This is a genomic window from Flavobacterium sp. MK4S-17 (genome assembly GCF_009848495.1).
GTDB lineage: Bacteria > Bacteroidota > Bacteroidia > Flavobacteriales > Flavobacteriaceae > Flavobacterium.
This window is the reverse complement of record NZ_WWEP01000032.1, coordinates 17,740-33,058: the sequence shown is the minus strand read 5'-3', so window position 1 is coordinate 33,058 and position 15,319 is coordinate 17,740. Positions and strand designations below refer to the sequence as shown.

General features: G+C 36.7%; 14 protein-coding genes. 9 read left to right on the top strand and 5 right to left on the bottom strand.

Translation table 11 applies throughout. The features are described from left to right. The first annotated feature begins 217 nt into the window (after window positions 1-217). The 4 genes from GSF09_RS10645 to GSF09_RS10630 all read left to right on the top strand — a co-directional run bounded on the left by GSF09_RS10645 (window position 218) and on the right by GSF09_RS10630 (window position 4,517). Window positions 218-2,215 (top strand): AHH domain-containing protein, encoded by a 1,998-nt coding sequence (locus tag GSF09_RS10645; protein WP_159801187.1) that lies wholly within the window; start codon window positions 218-220, stop codon window positions 2,213-2,215. Between the two features lie 3 nt (window positions 2,216-2,218). After that, window positions 2,219-2,947 (top strand): imm11 family protein, encoded by a 729-nt coding sequence (locus GSF09_RS10640; protein WP_159801185.1) that lies wholly within the window; start codon window positions 2,219-2,221, stop codon window positions 2,945-2,947. A 27-nt stretch (window positions 2,948-2,974) separates the two neighbouring features. Further along, on the top strand, window positions 2,975-3,715 hold the full coding sequence (locus GSF09_RS10635; protein WP_159801183.1) for a hypothetical protein: 741 nt from the start codon (window positions 2,975-2,977) through the stop codon (window positions 3,713-3,715). Window positions 3,716-3,935: 220 nt separating this feature from the next. Further along, on the top strand, window positions 3,936-4,517 hold the full coding sequence (locus GSF09_RS10630; RefSeq protein ID WP_159801181.1) for a hypothetical protein: 582 nt from the start codon (window positions 3,936-3,938) through the stop codon (window positions 4,515-4,517). A gap of 33 nt (window positions 4,518-4,550) precedes the next feature. Here GSF09_RS10630 and GSF09_RS10625 read toward each other — a convergent pair whose 3' ends face one another. Next, window positions 4,551-4,889, bottom strand: a complete 339-nt coding sequence (locus GSF09_RS10625) for a hypothetical protein (RefSeq protein ID WP_159801179.1) — start codon at window positions 4,887-4,889, stop codon at window positions 4,551-4,553. A gap of 73 nt (window positions 4,890-4,962) precedes the next feature. Continuing rightward, window positions 4,963-6,657 carry a single-stranded-DNA-specific exonuclease RecJ gene (gene recJ / locus GSF09_RS10620; RefSeq protein WP_159801177.1) on the bottom strand — a complete coding sequence of 565 codons (1,695 nt, stop codon included), beginning with the start codon at window positions 6,655-6,657 and terminating at the stop codon, window positions 4,963-4,965. A 53-nt stretch (window positions 6,658-6,710) separates the two neighbouring features. Between recJ and GSF09_RS10615 the strand changes: the two genes are divergently transcribed. Beyond that, complete coding sequence (locus GSF09_RS10615) at window positions 6,711-8,252, top strand: hypothetical protein (protein WP_159801175.1); 1,542 nt, start codon at window positions 6,711-6,713, stop codon at window positions 8,250-8,252. Window positions 8,253-8,257: 5 nt separating this feature from the next. On the opposite strand, the gene rsmI is transcribed toward GSF09_RS10615, so the two are convergent. Next, window positions 8,258-8,950: a 16S rRNA (cytidine(1402)-2'-O)-methyltransferase gene (rsmI, locus tag GSF09_RS10610; RefSeq protein WP_159801173.1), complete on the bottom strand. Its 693-nt coding sequence runs from the start codon at window positions 8,948-8,950 to the stop codon at window positions 8,258-8,260. After that, the gene (locus tag GSF09_RS10605) at window positions 8,950-10,008 is read right to left on the bottom strand and encodes a hypothetical protein (RefSeq protein WP_159801171.1); all 1,059 of its coding nucleotides are present in this window, start codon (window positions 10,006-10,008) and stop codon (window positions 8,950-8,952) included. Before GSF09_RS10605 ends, rsmI begins: the two co-directional genes overlap by 1 nt. A 102-nt stretch (window positions 10,009-10,110) precedes the next feature. Between GSF09_RS10605 and GSF09_RS10600 the strand changes: the two genes are divergently transcribed. Continuing rightward, a complete protein-coding gene (locus GSF09_RS10600) occupies window positions 10,111-10,758 on the top strand; it encodes a thymidine kinase (RefSeq protein ID WP_159801169.1) in 648 nt (215 codons plus the stop codon). Here GSF09_RS10600 and GSF09_RS10595 read toward each other — a convergent pair. Beyond that, window positions 10,740-11,066, bottom strand: coding sequence for a hypothetical protein (locus GSF09_RS10595; protein WP_159801167.1), 327 nt, complete (start codon window positions 11,064-11,066; stop codon window positions 10,740-10,742). The two genes, GSF09_RS10600 and GSF09_RS10595, sit on opposite strands and share 19 nt — an antisense overlap. A 136-nt stretch (window positions 11,067-11,202) precedes the next feature. Here GSF09_RS10595 and GSF09_RS10590 point away from each other — a divergent pair, with 136 nt between their 5' ends. The 3 genes from GSF09_RS10590 (at window position 11,203) to GSF09_RS10580 (ending at window position 15,314) form a co-directional block, all read left to right on the top strand. After that, on the top strand, window positions 11,203-13,641 hold the full coding sequence (locus tag GSF09_RS10590) for a bifunctional UDP-N-acetylmuramoyl-tripeptide:D-alanyl-D-alanine ligase/alanine racemase (RefSeq protein ID WP_159801165.1): 2,439 nt from the start codon (window positions 11,203-11,205) through the stop codon (window positions 13,639-13,641). Between the two features lie 62 nt (window positions 13,642-13,703). Beyond that, complete coding sequence (gene mscL, locus GSF09_RS10585) at window positions 13,704-14,138, top strand: large-conductance mechanosensitive channel protein MscL (protein WP_159801163.1); 435 nt, start codon at window positions 13,704-13,706, stop codon at window positions 14,136-14,138. A 186-nt stretch (window positions 14,139-14,324) separates the two neighbouring features. Further along, window positions 14,325-15,314 carry an aspartate-semialdehyde dehydrogenase gene (locus tag GSF09_RS10580; protein ID WP_159801161.1) on the top strand — a complete coding sequence of 330 codons (990 nt, stop codon included), beginning with the start codon at window positions 14,325-14,327 and terminating at the stop codon, window positions 15,312-15,314. The last annotated feature ends 5 nt before the right edge of the window (window positions 15,315-15,319 follow it).

The following is a 15,319-nucleotide window of genomic DNA, read 5'->3' as shown; positions in this document are numbered from 1 at the left end:
ATAACACCTCACATTAACAAACCAACCAATACAAACAAAAAGCCACCTTGTAGGTGGCTTTTTGTTTGTAAATTTTACCTGTAATGAATAATCAGGTAAAACTACCTGTTGCTGCTTTTTCTATGTTACTTAAATTCGCCCAAAATACCCATTAATGGGTATTTTAAAATTATATAATCTGGATATTTTTCGAAAAAAATTTAACCAATTACAAACCATGAAAAACAGTATTAAAATTCTTTTATTATGCCTTGTAATTCTATTTACGGGCTGCCATTCGGATGATGCGCAACTACACGAACATGGGCAAGGCGACAGTGGTATCAAGGAAAAAATGATTTCTTTTGATGAACTCCGTTCCATGCCTAAAGCACTGGCTATAATAGAAAGGATAAATAATAATAATAATAATGACAGTGGTACTATTGCCCGTAGGGATGTATATAACATGAACTACGGTTTTATTATTGATACCGACAATATTTTAATGATTGAAAACGGAAAAGCATACCACTCTTTAACCTTCCCTGTTATTGATACTGAAATGGCAGATGATAAACTGAGAAATTTAGTATTAAGCATTCAGGATGACGGGAGCTACAGCGCTTCATTATATACTTATGACTTAACCCCGGAAGAGGAAGTTTTAATACAGAATGGTGCACCAACACTGATAAGCAACCCCGTACAATGGACTGATTTGCCCGAACTTACCCCGGAAAGTATACTGGCAGCAAGAAGGCAACTTGTAAATATAACCGAATTAGTAATTGTAAATTGCAGCGCAAATAAACATCATAGTGGCAATATGGACAAGTGGCATGAGTGTGATGCTTCGCAGCCTCCGGGCTTCTATTTAATAACGCGTACCGTTTTTATCGAAATTGCCGAAGATGAAGGCCTTCCCGGCGGGGGCGGCGGTGAAACCGGCGGCGGTGGAGGTGGCAGCACTACCCAGCCTATAAATATACCTCCTCTGGATCCCGCGGATATTGAGTCGGTTAAAGGCTATATAACAAAGCCTATACCTATAGTATTTACTGCTTACCAGAATTTTTATATGCTCCTTAACGACTACCAGAAAGATGCCCTTAGTTATAAACCGGTAAAGGAGGCCTTAATAAACTTTTTAAATGCAAACAAAAACGGGCAGCATAATTATACCGATGACAGCATAGCTTTTGCTAAAAACATACTTGACTTTTGCGTTATGCATAGTGAAGCAGAATATATTACCTCACTTGTAGATTTTGCAATGCAGGATAAAGGTAATATTGCCATAGCACAGCAAATGCTTGATTTTTTAAATGCTGACTTAACTGAGGAGAGGGTTGAGATAATGAACGAAATGGTTGACGTTTTAAACAGTAATGATGAGGCAGATATTAATGCTGTTAAAATGACGCTTGTTGCATCAAATAACAACTACCTAAACACTGAATTTAACCAAAATTATTATGATTTAATAAGCCCTTATATGACTACCCAATTGGCAACTACAGGGGGTGGAGTCGATTATGCAATATGGGCTACCTATTTTAAAATTCAGTGTGCTATTTTACGTACCCAAAACCCTGGTTGGTCTAATATTAAAATTTATTGGGAAGCCTCTAAAGAAATGGTGCATCTTGCTTTGGATATTGTGGGTTTAGTGCCGGTAGTAGGAGAAGTTGCAGATTTAACAAATGGAATAATTTACACTATTGAAGGAGATGGGTTAAATGCTACTCTAAGTTTTACCGCTATGATACCTGTGGCAGGTATAGGAGCAACAACCGTAAAACTAGCAAAAAAAACCATTGCGATAACTCCTGCAGTTAAAACCACTTTAATATGGCATAAAAACGCACAAAATCTTTATACATTTGGTAACAGAAGCCAATTAAGAAAAATTTTAAAATTAGCAAAAGGAGACTCGCGGCAGGCACACCATATTATCCCATGGGGTAAAAGTAACCATCCTGCTATACAAAAAGCAGCAGGCTCCAGTAATGCTTTCCACATGAATGAGGCTATAAACGGCATTCCTTTAAACACCTCAGTTCATAGGGGAAGCCATAGCAATTATGACAATATGGTTATAGCCAGACTTAATGATATTTCACCTAACGCCACTGCTGAGGAAGCTTATAATGAAGTTATGGATATCATTCAAGATATAAGACATGCAATTTTAACCAATCCTAATACTCATATTAATAATCTTGTTTTTTAAATCATGAATTATTACTTTATCAACCATTCACTTAATATTAGAACTTTAGGAAATCATCCTCAGACAAAATCAATAAAATATAATTGTGATGTTTGGAATGAACCACATTTTATAGAGCATGTACATAATGAAAAAATAGATTTTGAGCCTATAGTTTCGAATGCTATTCTTTCTCCCAAATCAAAATTAACTGATTTGATTGATGTAACAGGGATGGGCTTTACCAGAAAACTCTTAATAAGTAGTAAATTGAGAAAGATTATAGAAAAATACTGCAAATCCGGTATTCAATTTTTTCAGTCGCCAATAATTCATAGAACAGATATTATTCCTGATTATTGGGTAATGAATGCCTATAACATAAGATTAGACCTTATCGATTATTATAATTCAGAAATTTTTTCTAGAAGAAGAAAAGCAGAAGGGGGTACTTATTTAATTGAAGAAAAAATCTCAAATATGGATTCTTTTATAAAAAAAAGGGAAGAATATAACTCTAAAAAAACAGGTAATTTATTTATAAAAAAGGTAAAAATACTACCGCGTGCAAATGAAGATTTTTTTACACTAATTAATGTAGAAGGAGGAGTAAAATATATAGTAAGTGAGAAGCTAAAAAAAGAAATAGAAGATGCAGGTTGTACAGGTATTGAATTTCAGCCTATAGAATTATCACTTAGCGAGTGGCTGGCACCAGGCGGGCCACGTGAACAGATATATGGTAAATCATAGTTAAAGTAATCAACTTAATTTTTTAGAATGAAATATTTAATTATTAAATTAATATCAATCGTTTTCACGACTGCTTGTATAGCACAACAAAGCAAGCCTATTGTGCCTAATGTTGGAAACATTGTTTTTAACAAAGAAGAAATAATGGTTAATGAAGATGTATTCCAAAAATCAATTGATAATTTTTTGCAGTTAGTGCAACATTCAGCAATAGACGAAAGGAGAGCATCCGGGCTCGAAACAGATAGCCTTTGGCTTGCTATCACAAAAGAAGATGCAAAAAAAAGTATTATAAGCAAAGATGGCCATCCTGTTCGACAACATCACATTTTTCGCGATTCTTTAATTGTTGAATTCACAACTTTGGATGATAAAATTATAGGTGATTACACTGTAATTAATAAGTTATCAGGCCAAACGGAAATGCTGGCAAAAAAAGATTCAACCACATTTTATCTTAAAAGACCATATGCCTATTCTGACATAAAGATTAAATACATAAAGGAATTTAGGAATGAAACGCGACTTATCGGCGGTTTTAAATGTTTCAAGATTATTTACTTATGTACAGAGCAGACCGATTTTTCTGAAGAATTAAATTTTTACAGAGAGCTTTGGGTAACTGACAGGATTTTATGCCAGTATCACCCTATAGTAAAAGAAAAACAGATACTCAAAAAGTATTATCCATTAGAAGTATTGGAATATTCGGAAATGCTGAAAGGCATCATGATAGTAAGTAAACTTTATTCTATTCATTTAAAATAATTTCTGAAATCAATTCAACTCTGATTTTAAAGATATAATTATTAAGATATGAAGATTTTGTAACATTAATTCCTCTTATTATATATTTCATATTGATATTAGCCTTTATAATACTATTTATATTTCTTATTAAGCTAATTAAAAAAGTAATAGAATATTTGGACATCAAAATAGATTTTTATAAACAGCAAAGTATAAAATGAATTTTTGAAAAACTAATATGCGAATACTAAACCAAATAATTAAATTTTGCAGTATAATTACTTTAAGCCTGTTATTTTCATGTGGTTCAAAAAGAATACCAGAGGATAATACGGAAAAGCTTTTATATATAACATTAGCTGACTACCAAAAAAGACATCCCAATTCCGATTATCTGAAATTACAGATTAAAGACTCTCTAATTTTAAATAAAGAAATTCTGTTTCTTGAAAAAGTGAATGATTTAAAGCAATGGCTGGTAATGGCAGAGAAGTTAACCAATGATGAGATAACTGAAATTTTTGGAAATAGCTTTACTATTTACGAAAAAAACCAATGGAGCAACAGGGATTTTTCAGGTATTAACGTCTTGTTATTTGATAATCAAAAATATTCTGAAAGTATAAATATTAATAATCAGGAAAAAACAGGGATAGGCATAGGAAATAAATTGGCTGTTTCACTACCAGTAATAAGGGAGGACAAAAAGTATGCTCTTATTAAAACTGAAAGCGAAACAGATGGCGGGTTATTACTTATTTACATAAACCAAAACGGTAAATGGCAACTATATAAAACAATACAGTTATATTTTGTATAACCAAAGCCACCTTGTAGGTGGCTTTTTTTCAGGCTAATTTTTACATATATCTTTAAGGTAATGGTTCAGACTTATGTGAAATAATGCCCCTTCTACTAAATCTTTTATTTGTCGGAGTTCGTTTACAGATACTGCGAGATCAATTTCCTGTACTGGTGTTTTCAGGAGAAATTTACGGCAGCAGCCCGAACAGGTAATATCACTGCATGTGGATTGCATAATAGCTACAAACTCCTGTAACTGAAATTCCGAAAGGTAAAACCCTGTTTCCCGGAAAATAACCTGTATCCTTTCTGTTAGCACGCAGTTATCTTTTATCCAGTAAAATGCTACTCCAAAATCGTTATGGTAAATTTGTTGAATCTCCTTCATGGAAATGATTTTTAAACAAAAATACATTATTATTTAAAATCATTCTAAATTAAATAGCGGAGTTTTTGTAATTTTATTCACATCGTATGTCCCTAAGACGAAGTTGTAGCGATGACTGCCCGTTCCATATATTTTCCTCAACCGAATATACCGCATCAAAATAGCCGCCATTGCATGCCAGGTCTTTTTTTGCTGCCAGTCCAAAGCCTATGGCACCAAACCCTTCGGAATCCTCTTGGCGGATAAACAGCCTCAAGTGACTTTCATCTGCACCAATGGGCTTTCCATGCCCTGAATCTTTTAGCTGCCTGGTTAAAAAAACAGGTGTCATGTTGCCGGGGCCAAAGGGTTCAAACTGTTTTAATATCCTGAAAAATTTAGGGGTTATATCATTTAGGTTTATTTCAGCATCAATCGTAATTTCGGGAGTAAGCAAATCCGGATGAATAGTCTGTGACACTACTGCTTCGAACCTGTTTTTAAAATCTTGAAACTGTTCTTCTTTCAGGGTTAATCCTGCTGCATACATATGACCGCCAAACTGTTCCAAATGGTCGGCGCAGGCTTCGAGTGCATTATAAATATCAAAATCTTTTACCGAACGTGCCGAAGCTGCCAGCTTATCGCCGCTTTTGGTAAAAACCAGCGTGGGCCTGTAATAGGTTTCAATAAGGCGGGATGCCACTATGCCTATAACCCCCTTATGCCAGCTTTCATGATATACAACTGTTGTAAATTTTTTCTGCTCACTGTTTTGCTCAATCTGTTGCAATGCTTCTTTTGTAATTTGCTTGTCAAGGTCTTTCCTGTCGGCATTAAGCCCCTCAATCTGTGTGGCAAATTCCTCTGCCTGGCTTAAATCAAATTCAGTAAGCAGGGCAACAGCGTGCTTGCCATGCTTTATACGTCCGGCTGCATTAATACGCGGCGCAACCACAAATACAACATCACTTATGCTTAGTTTATCTTTTTTTAGGTTCTGGATAAGTGCTTTAATGCCAGGCCTCGGATTTGCATTAATTACTTTAAGCCCGAAACTGGCCAATATTCGGTTTTCACCTGTAATGGGTACAATATCGGCCGCTATAGCAGTAGCCACAAGGTCAAGGTAAGGAATAAGGTTGCTTATTCCCTGTCCCCTGTTAGCTGCCAGTGCCTGTATCAGCTTAAACCCTACCCCGCAGCCGCAAAGTTCTTTGTAAGGATAATTGCAGTCCGGACGCTTAGAGTCGAGTATGGCAACGGCATCCGGCAGTGTATCCCCGGGACGATGGTGGTCGCAAATTATAAAGTCGATACCCTTGTTTTTAGCATAGGCTACTTTGTCAACCGATTTTATACCACAGTCTAACGCAATTATGAGCGAGCAGCCGTTATCATCGGCATAGTCAATTCCCTGAAAAGAAACGCCGTAGCCTTCAGCATAACGGTCGGGTATGTAAGTATCAATATTAGGATAGATAGTTTTTAAGTACGACGACATGAGCGAAACAGCCGTAGTACCATCTACATCATAATCGCCAAAAACCAAAATGTTTTCGCCGTTGGCAATAGCGGTTTCAATGCGCTGCACTGCCTTGTCCATATCCTGCATGAGGTAAGGGTCGTGCAGGTCATTTAATGACGGGCGAAAAAACTGCTTAGCCTGTTCAAATGTTTCAATACCGCGCTGTACTAAAAGTGTGGCAATAATATCATCTACATTAAGGGCTTGGGCAAGGTGTTGTATTTTATGTATCTCGGGTTGTGGTTTTAGTGTCCAGCGCATGGTTATGTTTAGAACAAAAATAGTTTAATTTAGTATTTGCAAAAAAGGCTTCTATGGAAAATTCTATTTTAGACGAACAAACATTTAAGAAATTAATAAGCAATCCATACAGTGAAGCTGCTAAAGAGCATATAGCAGATTATGGCCTTTTAAAAGTATTTGAAAAAATTGATATAGATGATATAAAATTTGGATATGGTGAAAGTTATATAGAAAATGTTGTAATTGATAGAAGCAACTTTAAAAAGATTGATATTAATGGTGCAGAATTTAAGCAAATGCTATGGTTTAAAAACTGTAGTTTTCAACATGAATTTACAATTTATGATGGATCAGTTAGAGGCTTAATATTCATTAATTGTGAATTTAATGAAGGAATAAATATATTAAATGTTCAAACTGAAAGCATCTCGATTGACAAATGTAATGTCAAAAGTGATATTTTAATAAAAGGCGGAATTTATAAAAATTTCACATATAATGCATTAAATGAAAAAACTCATTTAAAAATTAACGGAGCATTTACTTTTATTGAATATTTTAAGTTAAGCAGTTTTATTGGTGCTTATGTAACCGCTGAAGAATCTATAATAAAACTATTAGAAATTAAGGGTGATTTTAATTCTAACTCGAGAATCAACTTTAAAAATATCAGAAATTTCGAAATATTATTTGATAATATAAATAATGATGGAAAATTTTATTTAACTGACTTGCAAACAGAAAATATTATAGGACTAAAATTTCCCAGCCTCGACTATATCATTCAAAATACACATGATACAGAAATAAAAAATGAAATAGTTGATCAAGTTAAATACAGTTCTAAAATTAAAACCTTCCTCCAATTTTATAATAATATAACCACTACCATTAATATTAAACAATATGTATTTGCTCATTTTTTTAGAGAAATTTTCATTACAAAAGATGCAGGCAATAAACCAAATCTTGCTATTAAATATTGTTCATTAGGAAGTATGGAATTAAAAGGTATAAATTTATCTAATTATGATCTTTTAATTTTATCAAGTGATTTATCTAATATAAAGCTTGTTAATACATTTTTTCCTGTAAACCAAAAGCCTTGGACTTTTTCCGACGGATTAAATTTATACAACGATTTATATACTTCTGCAACTAGACAAAACAACTTACATGACAGAATTGAATATTATAAAGCTGCTCAAAATAACCTATATAAAAAAATAGCTGCAGAAAAATTATCTATACATAAAATCGGATCACTGTCTGCAATTCTAGTATCACAATTTTATAGCAATCATGGAAGTAACTGGATTAGGGCTATGCTGATAACTATATTTATTATTGCTTTTCCATTGTATTGTTTATTTTTATTATCGTTAGATAATATACAAATAGATATATCTGAGAATGGAAAAAATTATTTTTTACATGAGCTATTACCTTATTTCTGGGAATTCATCAATCCCTTGCACAGAATAGATTTTATGAAAGATTCTAAAATAGAATTAGGAAATTGGAGTGCTTTTGTTGACCTTATTGCCAGAATATTAATTGGAATTGGAGTTTTTGAAATGATAAGATCATTTAGAAAATATGTAAGAAATTAAATTTGTCAATTCTTTGTTTTCTTGTCCTCCAATTTCCCTCCCACAACAGCAACAATCTCCCCTTTGGGCGGGTGGGCTTCAAAATGTGCCAGTACTTCCTGGGCTGTACCACGAACGGTTTCTTCATGCAGCTTGCTCAATTCGCGCGATACCGATACAGGGCGGCCTTCGCCAAAATACTGCACAAACTCGCCCAATGTTTTTACCAGCTTGTGTGGCGAAACATAAAACACCATAGTACGGGTTTCCTCGGCAAGTGCTAAAAACCGGGTTTGCCTGCCTTTTTTTTCGGGTAAAAAACCTTCAAACAAAAAGCGGTCATTCGGCAGTCCGCTGTTTACAAGAGCGGGCACAAAAGCCGTAGCACCCGGCAGGCACTCTACAGCAATATCATTTTCCAAACAGGCACGGGTTAGTAAAAAACCCGGGTCGCTTATGGCAGGTGTACCCGCATCGCTTATCAGCGCAATGGTTTCGCCTGCCTGTAATCTCTTTATTATATTTTCAACGGTTTTATGCTCGTTGTGCATGTGGTGGCTCTGCATATGGGTGGCAATTTCAAAATGCTTCATGAGTTTGCCACTGGTGCGGGTATCCTCCGCCAGTATAAGGTCGGCTTCCTTCAGCACTTTAATAGCGCGGAAAGTCATATCCTCAAGGTTGCCTATAGGCGTAGGTACTATATAAAGTTTACCCATTAATCAAATTTTTTCTCAACCAGCCCCATAAAACGTTCCGAATATTCTTCCTTGCCCTGCCAGTTATTATAGTCAGGCTTTACAAGGTCTTCAATAAAGTTGCGTGCATCATCAAAATTATCAAAGGTATTCAGTTGCGAAAGCACCCTGTTTAAATCTTCACCACTACCTCCAAAAAGGTGCTTTTCAAAAGCTATACGGTCATTAAGCCCCAGATTTATGGTTTTGCCCAGCGAATCATTTAATGAACGTTTTGCAGTCTGCTCTTCTTTTTTAGGTTCTTCGGTTTTGGGCTCTGTTTTTTCAGGTTGTGCAACGGCTTCCTCTTTTTTCTCAAAAACAGGCGCATCGGCAGGCACAGCATTAAAATCGGCTTTTTTTACAAATTCCGGTTCTTTGTAGTCATGGAAATCCTCAAAACTGATTTCCTTTTGTTTTACAGGTTCCTCCGGTGCAGGCTTCCTTTCAAAGGCAAAATCAAAATGCAGCCCAGAATCTTCAACGTCAGCTTTGTTATCGGGTTCAATTGTTTTAACCTCTGCATCTTCTGCTTTTTCCACCTGTTCTATAGAAGTATCCTGTTCCTTTTTAAAAACTTCCTTTACCGCTTTTTCCTCCTCTTTTATATCTTCTTCGGGTTTTACTGTTTCTATCTTTTGCCCAGGCTCCTGTGCCTCTTCATTTTCCTCGTCCTCCACTGTTTCATCTTTTTGTTCTGAAACAGTTTCTTTTTCCGTTTCCGGCTGTTCTTTTACCTCATCATTGTTTTCATTTTCATCCCCCTGTTCCTCTTTAGCAACAATAACTTCATTATCGTTGGCATCATCCTGCCCGCCTTCTGTTTTTACACCATAAATCTCATCAAGTTTTTCCTCAGCCGAAGCATAACCTATTGTGGGCTTTACATCGTTAAAATTATCCTCTACAAATTTAAGCACCGACAGTTTTTCATACAGCTTCAGGGCTTCCTCCTGCAACTGTTCCAGTTCGGCCCTGTTCTTTAGTTTTAATATCCTGTGGGCAATGCTTATTAATTCGGCTTCTAACTTTTTCTTCATAACTTTTACAATTAAACAGAGTGGCGCAATAGATTTTTAATAAATTTGTTTTTATACAAAGTAACAGAAAACATTTCTGTTTTACTGCCAGAAAAATACAAAATGTTTCTCGAAAATACAGTTAACCATAAAGAGCAATTCGGGTGGATTGAGGTAATCTGCGGCTCAATGTTTTCGGGCAAAACCGAAGAACTTATCCGCAGGCTGAAAAGGGCACAGTTTGCCCGCCAGAAGGTGGAAATTTTTAAGCCTGCCATTGATACCCGCTACCATGAGGAAATGGTAATTTCGCACGATGCCAACCAGATACGCTCCACACCTGTTCCTGCTGCTGCCAACATACGCATACTGGCACAGGGCTGTGATGTTATCGGCATTGACGAGGCCCAGTTTTTTGATGATGAAATTGTGGCGGTATGCAATGACCTTGCCAATAGCGGCGTACGCGTTATTGTGGCTGGGCTTGATATGGACTTTAAAGGCAACCCGTTTGGCCCAATGCCTGCCCTTATGGCTACTGCCGAATATGTTACAAAAGTACACGCTGTGTGCACCCGCACCGGCAACCTTGCCAATTACAGTTTCCGCAAGGCGAACAATGACAATCTTGTACTGCTGGGTGAAACCGAAGAGTATGAGCCCCTGAGCCGTGCTGCTTATTATAAAGCAATGCGGGAAGCACAACCGGGTAAAACCAGGAATTTAATCGGTAATGATAAACAGGAAGAAAATCAGGGCAGCGAAACGTAATGCCCTATAAGCAGCCCTTCGGCTATAAAAGCCTCCGCTTCATAAATAGCATTACCATTAAAATCACGCCATACCAGCTTATATTTTTCCTCCGCATTCCTGCTTTTATCAATTTTTAGCTCCGCAGAAAAAAAATCACCATTCTCAATCCATTCAGAAAGGTACCTGCCTATAAAAGGGGCATCGCCTTTTTCCTTTATTATGTCATTTTCAACAGAAACCGTAAAAAGCCTGTTATTGGTAAACTCTCCCTGCAAATTGCCGTTTTCCAGTTGCCTGAGATAAAAAGATCCTATTATTGCAGCCATAGCATCTGTTATTTATTTTTGGGGAGGCAAATTTAATTATTTATTTTTTAAATACTTACACATAAATTAATTACTGATTCTATATGAAGTAAATTATAGCTAATTTTACAATTGATTACTTTATAACTTACTTACTTTGGGCTTACTTATACAGGATATAATACCTGCACTTGGCTCCCGCTTTGAAGGGAATACACAAAATGGAGAAATAGATAATGTATCTATAGACAGCCGATCATTACAAAACAACAACAGCACATTATTTTTTGCGTTACAGGGGCAAAACAGGAATGGGCATGTTTATATTAACGAACTTATAGATAAAGGGGTAGTAAATTTTGTAGTTACCCATATACCTTCAGGCACAAAAGGCAAGGCTAACTTTTATATTGTTGAAGACACCTTAAAAGCACTTCAGCAGTTTGCAGCCTGGTACAGAAATTTATTCTCTATTCCTGTAATTGCCATTACAGGCAGTAACGGTAAAACTATTGTAAAGGAGTGGCTTAATTATTTATTAAGCCCTGATTACAACATTATACGAAGCCCTAAAAGCTATAACTCACAAATAGGCGTTCCCTTATCTGTTATAGGGATAAATGAAAGGCATAACCTTGGTATTTTTGAAGCCGGCATTTCTACTACAGGGGAAATGGAAAAACTGGAAGCTGTAATACAGCCCAACATAGGCGTGCTTACCAACATTGGTTCAGCACACGATGAAGGGTTTACCGGGACAGATGAAAAAATAACCGAAAAACTGAAATTATTTAAGAACGTAGAGATTCTTATCCTGCAAAAAAACAGCCGGATAGAAAAACTGCTTGATACCAAAATAAAAACCTTTACCTGGAGCTTTACCGATAAAACTGCCGATGTAGTATTATCTGCCGGGGCAGATAATACATTTAACATAAGCCATAATAACGGCACAAGTTTTAAAGCAGCCATCCCTTTTACCGACGATGCCTCAATAGAAAACTCGGTCAACTGCCTGATGGTTATGCTGTACCTTGGCTATAGTGCCGAAATAATAGCAAACCGAATAGCAACGCTGTATCCTTTGGAACTGCGGCTACAGGTAAAGTCGGGTATAAACAACTGTACTATTATTGATGATAGTTATAATTCCGACTACCAGTCGCTTAAAATAGCACTTGACTTTTTAGAACAGCAAAAAAACCATCAGAAAAAAACCGTTATCCTTTCAGATGTATTCCAAAGCGGCTTTGCTGTTAAGGAGTTATATGAAAAAGTGGGTACATTGCTTAATGCACATAATATAAGCAAAATAATAGGCATTGGGGAAACCATAAGCAAACAGCTTTCAGATTTTCCCGGATTTACCGGCTACACCTCAACGCAGGATTTTTTAGCACATCTTACTGATAAATCTTTTGAAGAAGAAACCATACTGGTAAAAGGGGCAAGAAGTTTCCGTTTTGAGGAAATTGTTGTACTGCTGGAAGAAAAAACGCATGAAACCGTACTGGAAATAAACCTAAATGCTGTAATACATAACTTTAATTTTTACCGCTCGCGTTTAAAACCCGAAACTAAAATAATGGTTATGGTGAAAGCTTTTGGTTATGGCAGCGGCAGTTATGAAATTGCAAAAGTGCTTTCACACCATAAAGTAGATTATCTGGGTGTTGCATTTGCAGATGAAGGTATTGCACTGCGCAATGCCGGTATTACAACCCCTATAATTGTAATGAACCCTGAGCGGAGCGCCTTTAGCGCAATGGTAGCCTACAATCTTGAGCCTGAAATTTATTCAGTTGGGGAGCTTAAGGCTTTTATTACCCTCGCGCAGCAAAAAAACCTTTCGGAATATCCCGTCCACATAAAGCTTGATACAGGCATGCATCGGCTTGGGTTTGAAGAAAACCAGATAGAAGCCCTTATCGACTGCTTAAGGAATAATAACTTTATATCTGTAAAAAGCATTTTTTCGCACCTTTCTTCAAGTGATGTGCCACAGTTCAGAGAATTTACCCTTAACCAGATTGAAAAGTTTGATAAGTGGTCGCTTACAATAATGGAGCAGCTTCAAATAAAGCCCCTGCGCCATATCCTAAACACATCAGGTATATATAATTATCCTCAGGCACAATATGATATGGTTAGGCTGGGCATAGGATTATATGGTGTGGGTAATGACCGGGAGGAAACAACGCAGCTTGAAAACGTAGGCACGCTTAAAACCATAATACTACAGGTTAAGGAAATTAACGAAGGTGAAAGCGTAGGTTACAGCCGAAGGTTTATAGCTACCCAAAAAACACGCATTGCAACATTACCCGTTGGTTATGCCGATGGTATATCACGATTATGGGGTAATGGCAAAGGGTATGTAATCATAAACGGAAAAAAAGCCACAATAACAGGAAGTATATGTATGGATATGATGATGGTAGATGTTACTAACATTTCGTGTGCTGAAGGTGATGAAGCTGTCATTTTTGGTAAAAAGCCCACGGTGGTTGAAATAGCCGAGGCACTTGGCACTATTCCTTATGAAATTTTAACGGGAATTTCGCAACGTGTTAAGAGGGTTTTCTACAAAGAGTAAACCATTTTTTGTAAATTAGCTTTTATCAAAAACAAAAAACCTAACCAATAATTTAACTGCTTATGGGATTTTTAAAAGATTTTAAAGCCTTTTTAATGAAAGGCGATATCGTTAACCTGGCTACGGCCGTAATTGTGGCAACAGCTTTTGGCAATATTGTAAAATCTTTTACCGACGACATTTTAATGCCACCTATTGGAATGGTGTTAAATGGCGTTGATTTTACAGAACTGAAAATTGTTATTAAAGAGGCACAGCCTGAAAGGGTAGTTAATGGGGAAACCATAGCTGCTGTAAATGCTGTATCAATAAACTATGGGAATTTTTTACAAATAGTGCTTAACTTTATTATAATAGGTTTCTGTATTTTTATGGTGCTTAAAATGTATGAAAGGACTAAGAAAAAAGAAGCCGCTGCACCGGCTGCGCCACCTGCTCCAAGCACAGAAGAAAAGCTGCTAATGGAAATAAGGGACCTGCTTAAAAGCAAACAGTAAAACAAGACGTTTCCGCTATACTATATATTCTTAATTTATTCCTAACCAAACCGCCCAACCATAGGCGGTTTTTCTTTTCAGTATAATAAAATTACACCTGTACACTTTTTTGTGAGTTTTTGCCATGCCTCAAAAAGTAACGCCATTTTAGCTTACTTTTGCATAAATATTATAATCATTATAAACATGAAAGTTGCTGTTGTAGGCGCTACCGGAATGGTAGGCGAAGTTATGCTTAAAGTATTGGCTGAAAGGAATTTTCCCCTAACCGAACTAATACCCGTTGCCTCAGAAAAATCAGTGGGCAGGGAAGTAATGTTTAAGGGTAAGCCCTATAAAGTAGTCAGCCTTGAAACAGCCGTAAGCATGAAGCCGCAGATAGCACTTTTTTCAGCAGGTGGAGATACCAGTAAAGAATGGGCTCCCAAATTTGCAACAGCAGGCACAACTGTTATAGATAATTCCAGCGCATGGCGCATGGATCCGGCTAAAAAACTGGTAGTGCCGGAAATAAACGCAGCAGGAATTACAAAAGAAGATAAAATTATTGCCAACCCTAACTGTTCAACCATACAAATGGTATTGGCATTAAACCCGCTGCATAAAAGGTATGGCATTAAACGTGTAGTAGTTTCTACCTATCAGTCAGTTACAGGAACAGGATTAAAGGCGGTTCAGCAACTGGAAAATGAATATGCCGGAATTCAGGGGGAAATGGCTTATAAATACCCTATTCACCGAAACGCAATTCCGCAAATAGATGTTTTTGAGGATAACGGCTACACTAAAGAGGAAATGAAAATGACCCGTGAAACTAAAAAAATCATTGGTGATGACTCTATAAAAGTTACTGCTACAACTGTGCGCATACCAACAGTAGGCGGGCACAGTGAAAGTGTGAACATTGAATTTAATTCTGATTTTGAATTAAATGAAGTACGCAGTATTTTGCACAATACGCCTGGCATAACAGTACAGGACAATCCTGATACTTTTACTTACCCTATGCCTTTATATGCCGAAGGAAAGGACGATGTATTTGTCGGCCGCATAAGGCGGGACGAGAGCCAGCCTAATACACTTAATATGTGGATAGTATCTGACAACCTTCGCAAGGGTGCTGCCACCAACGCTGTTCAGATTGCAGAACATCTGGTAAATAACGGACTGGTATAAAAATC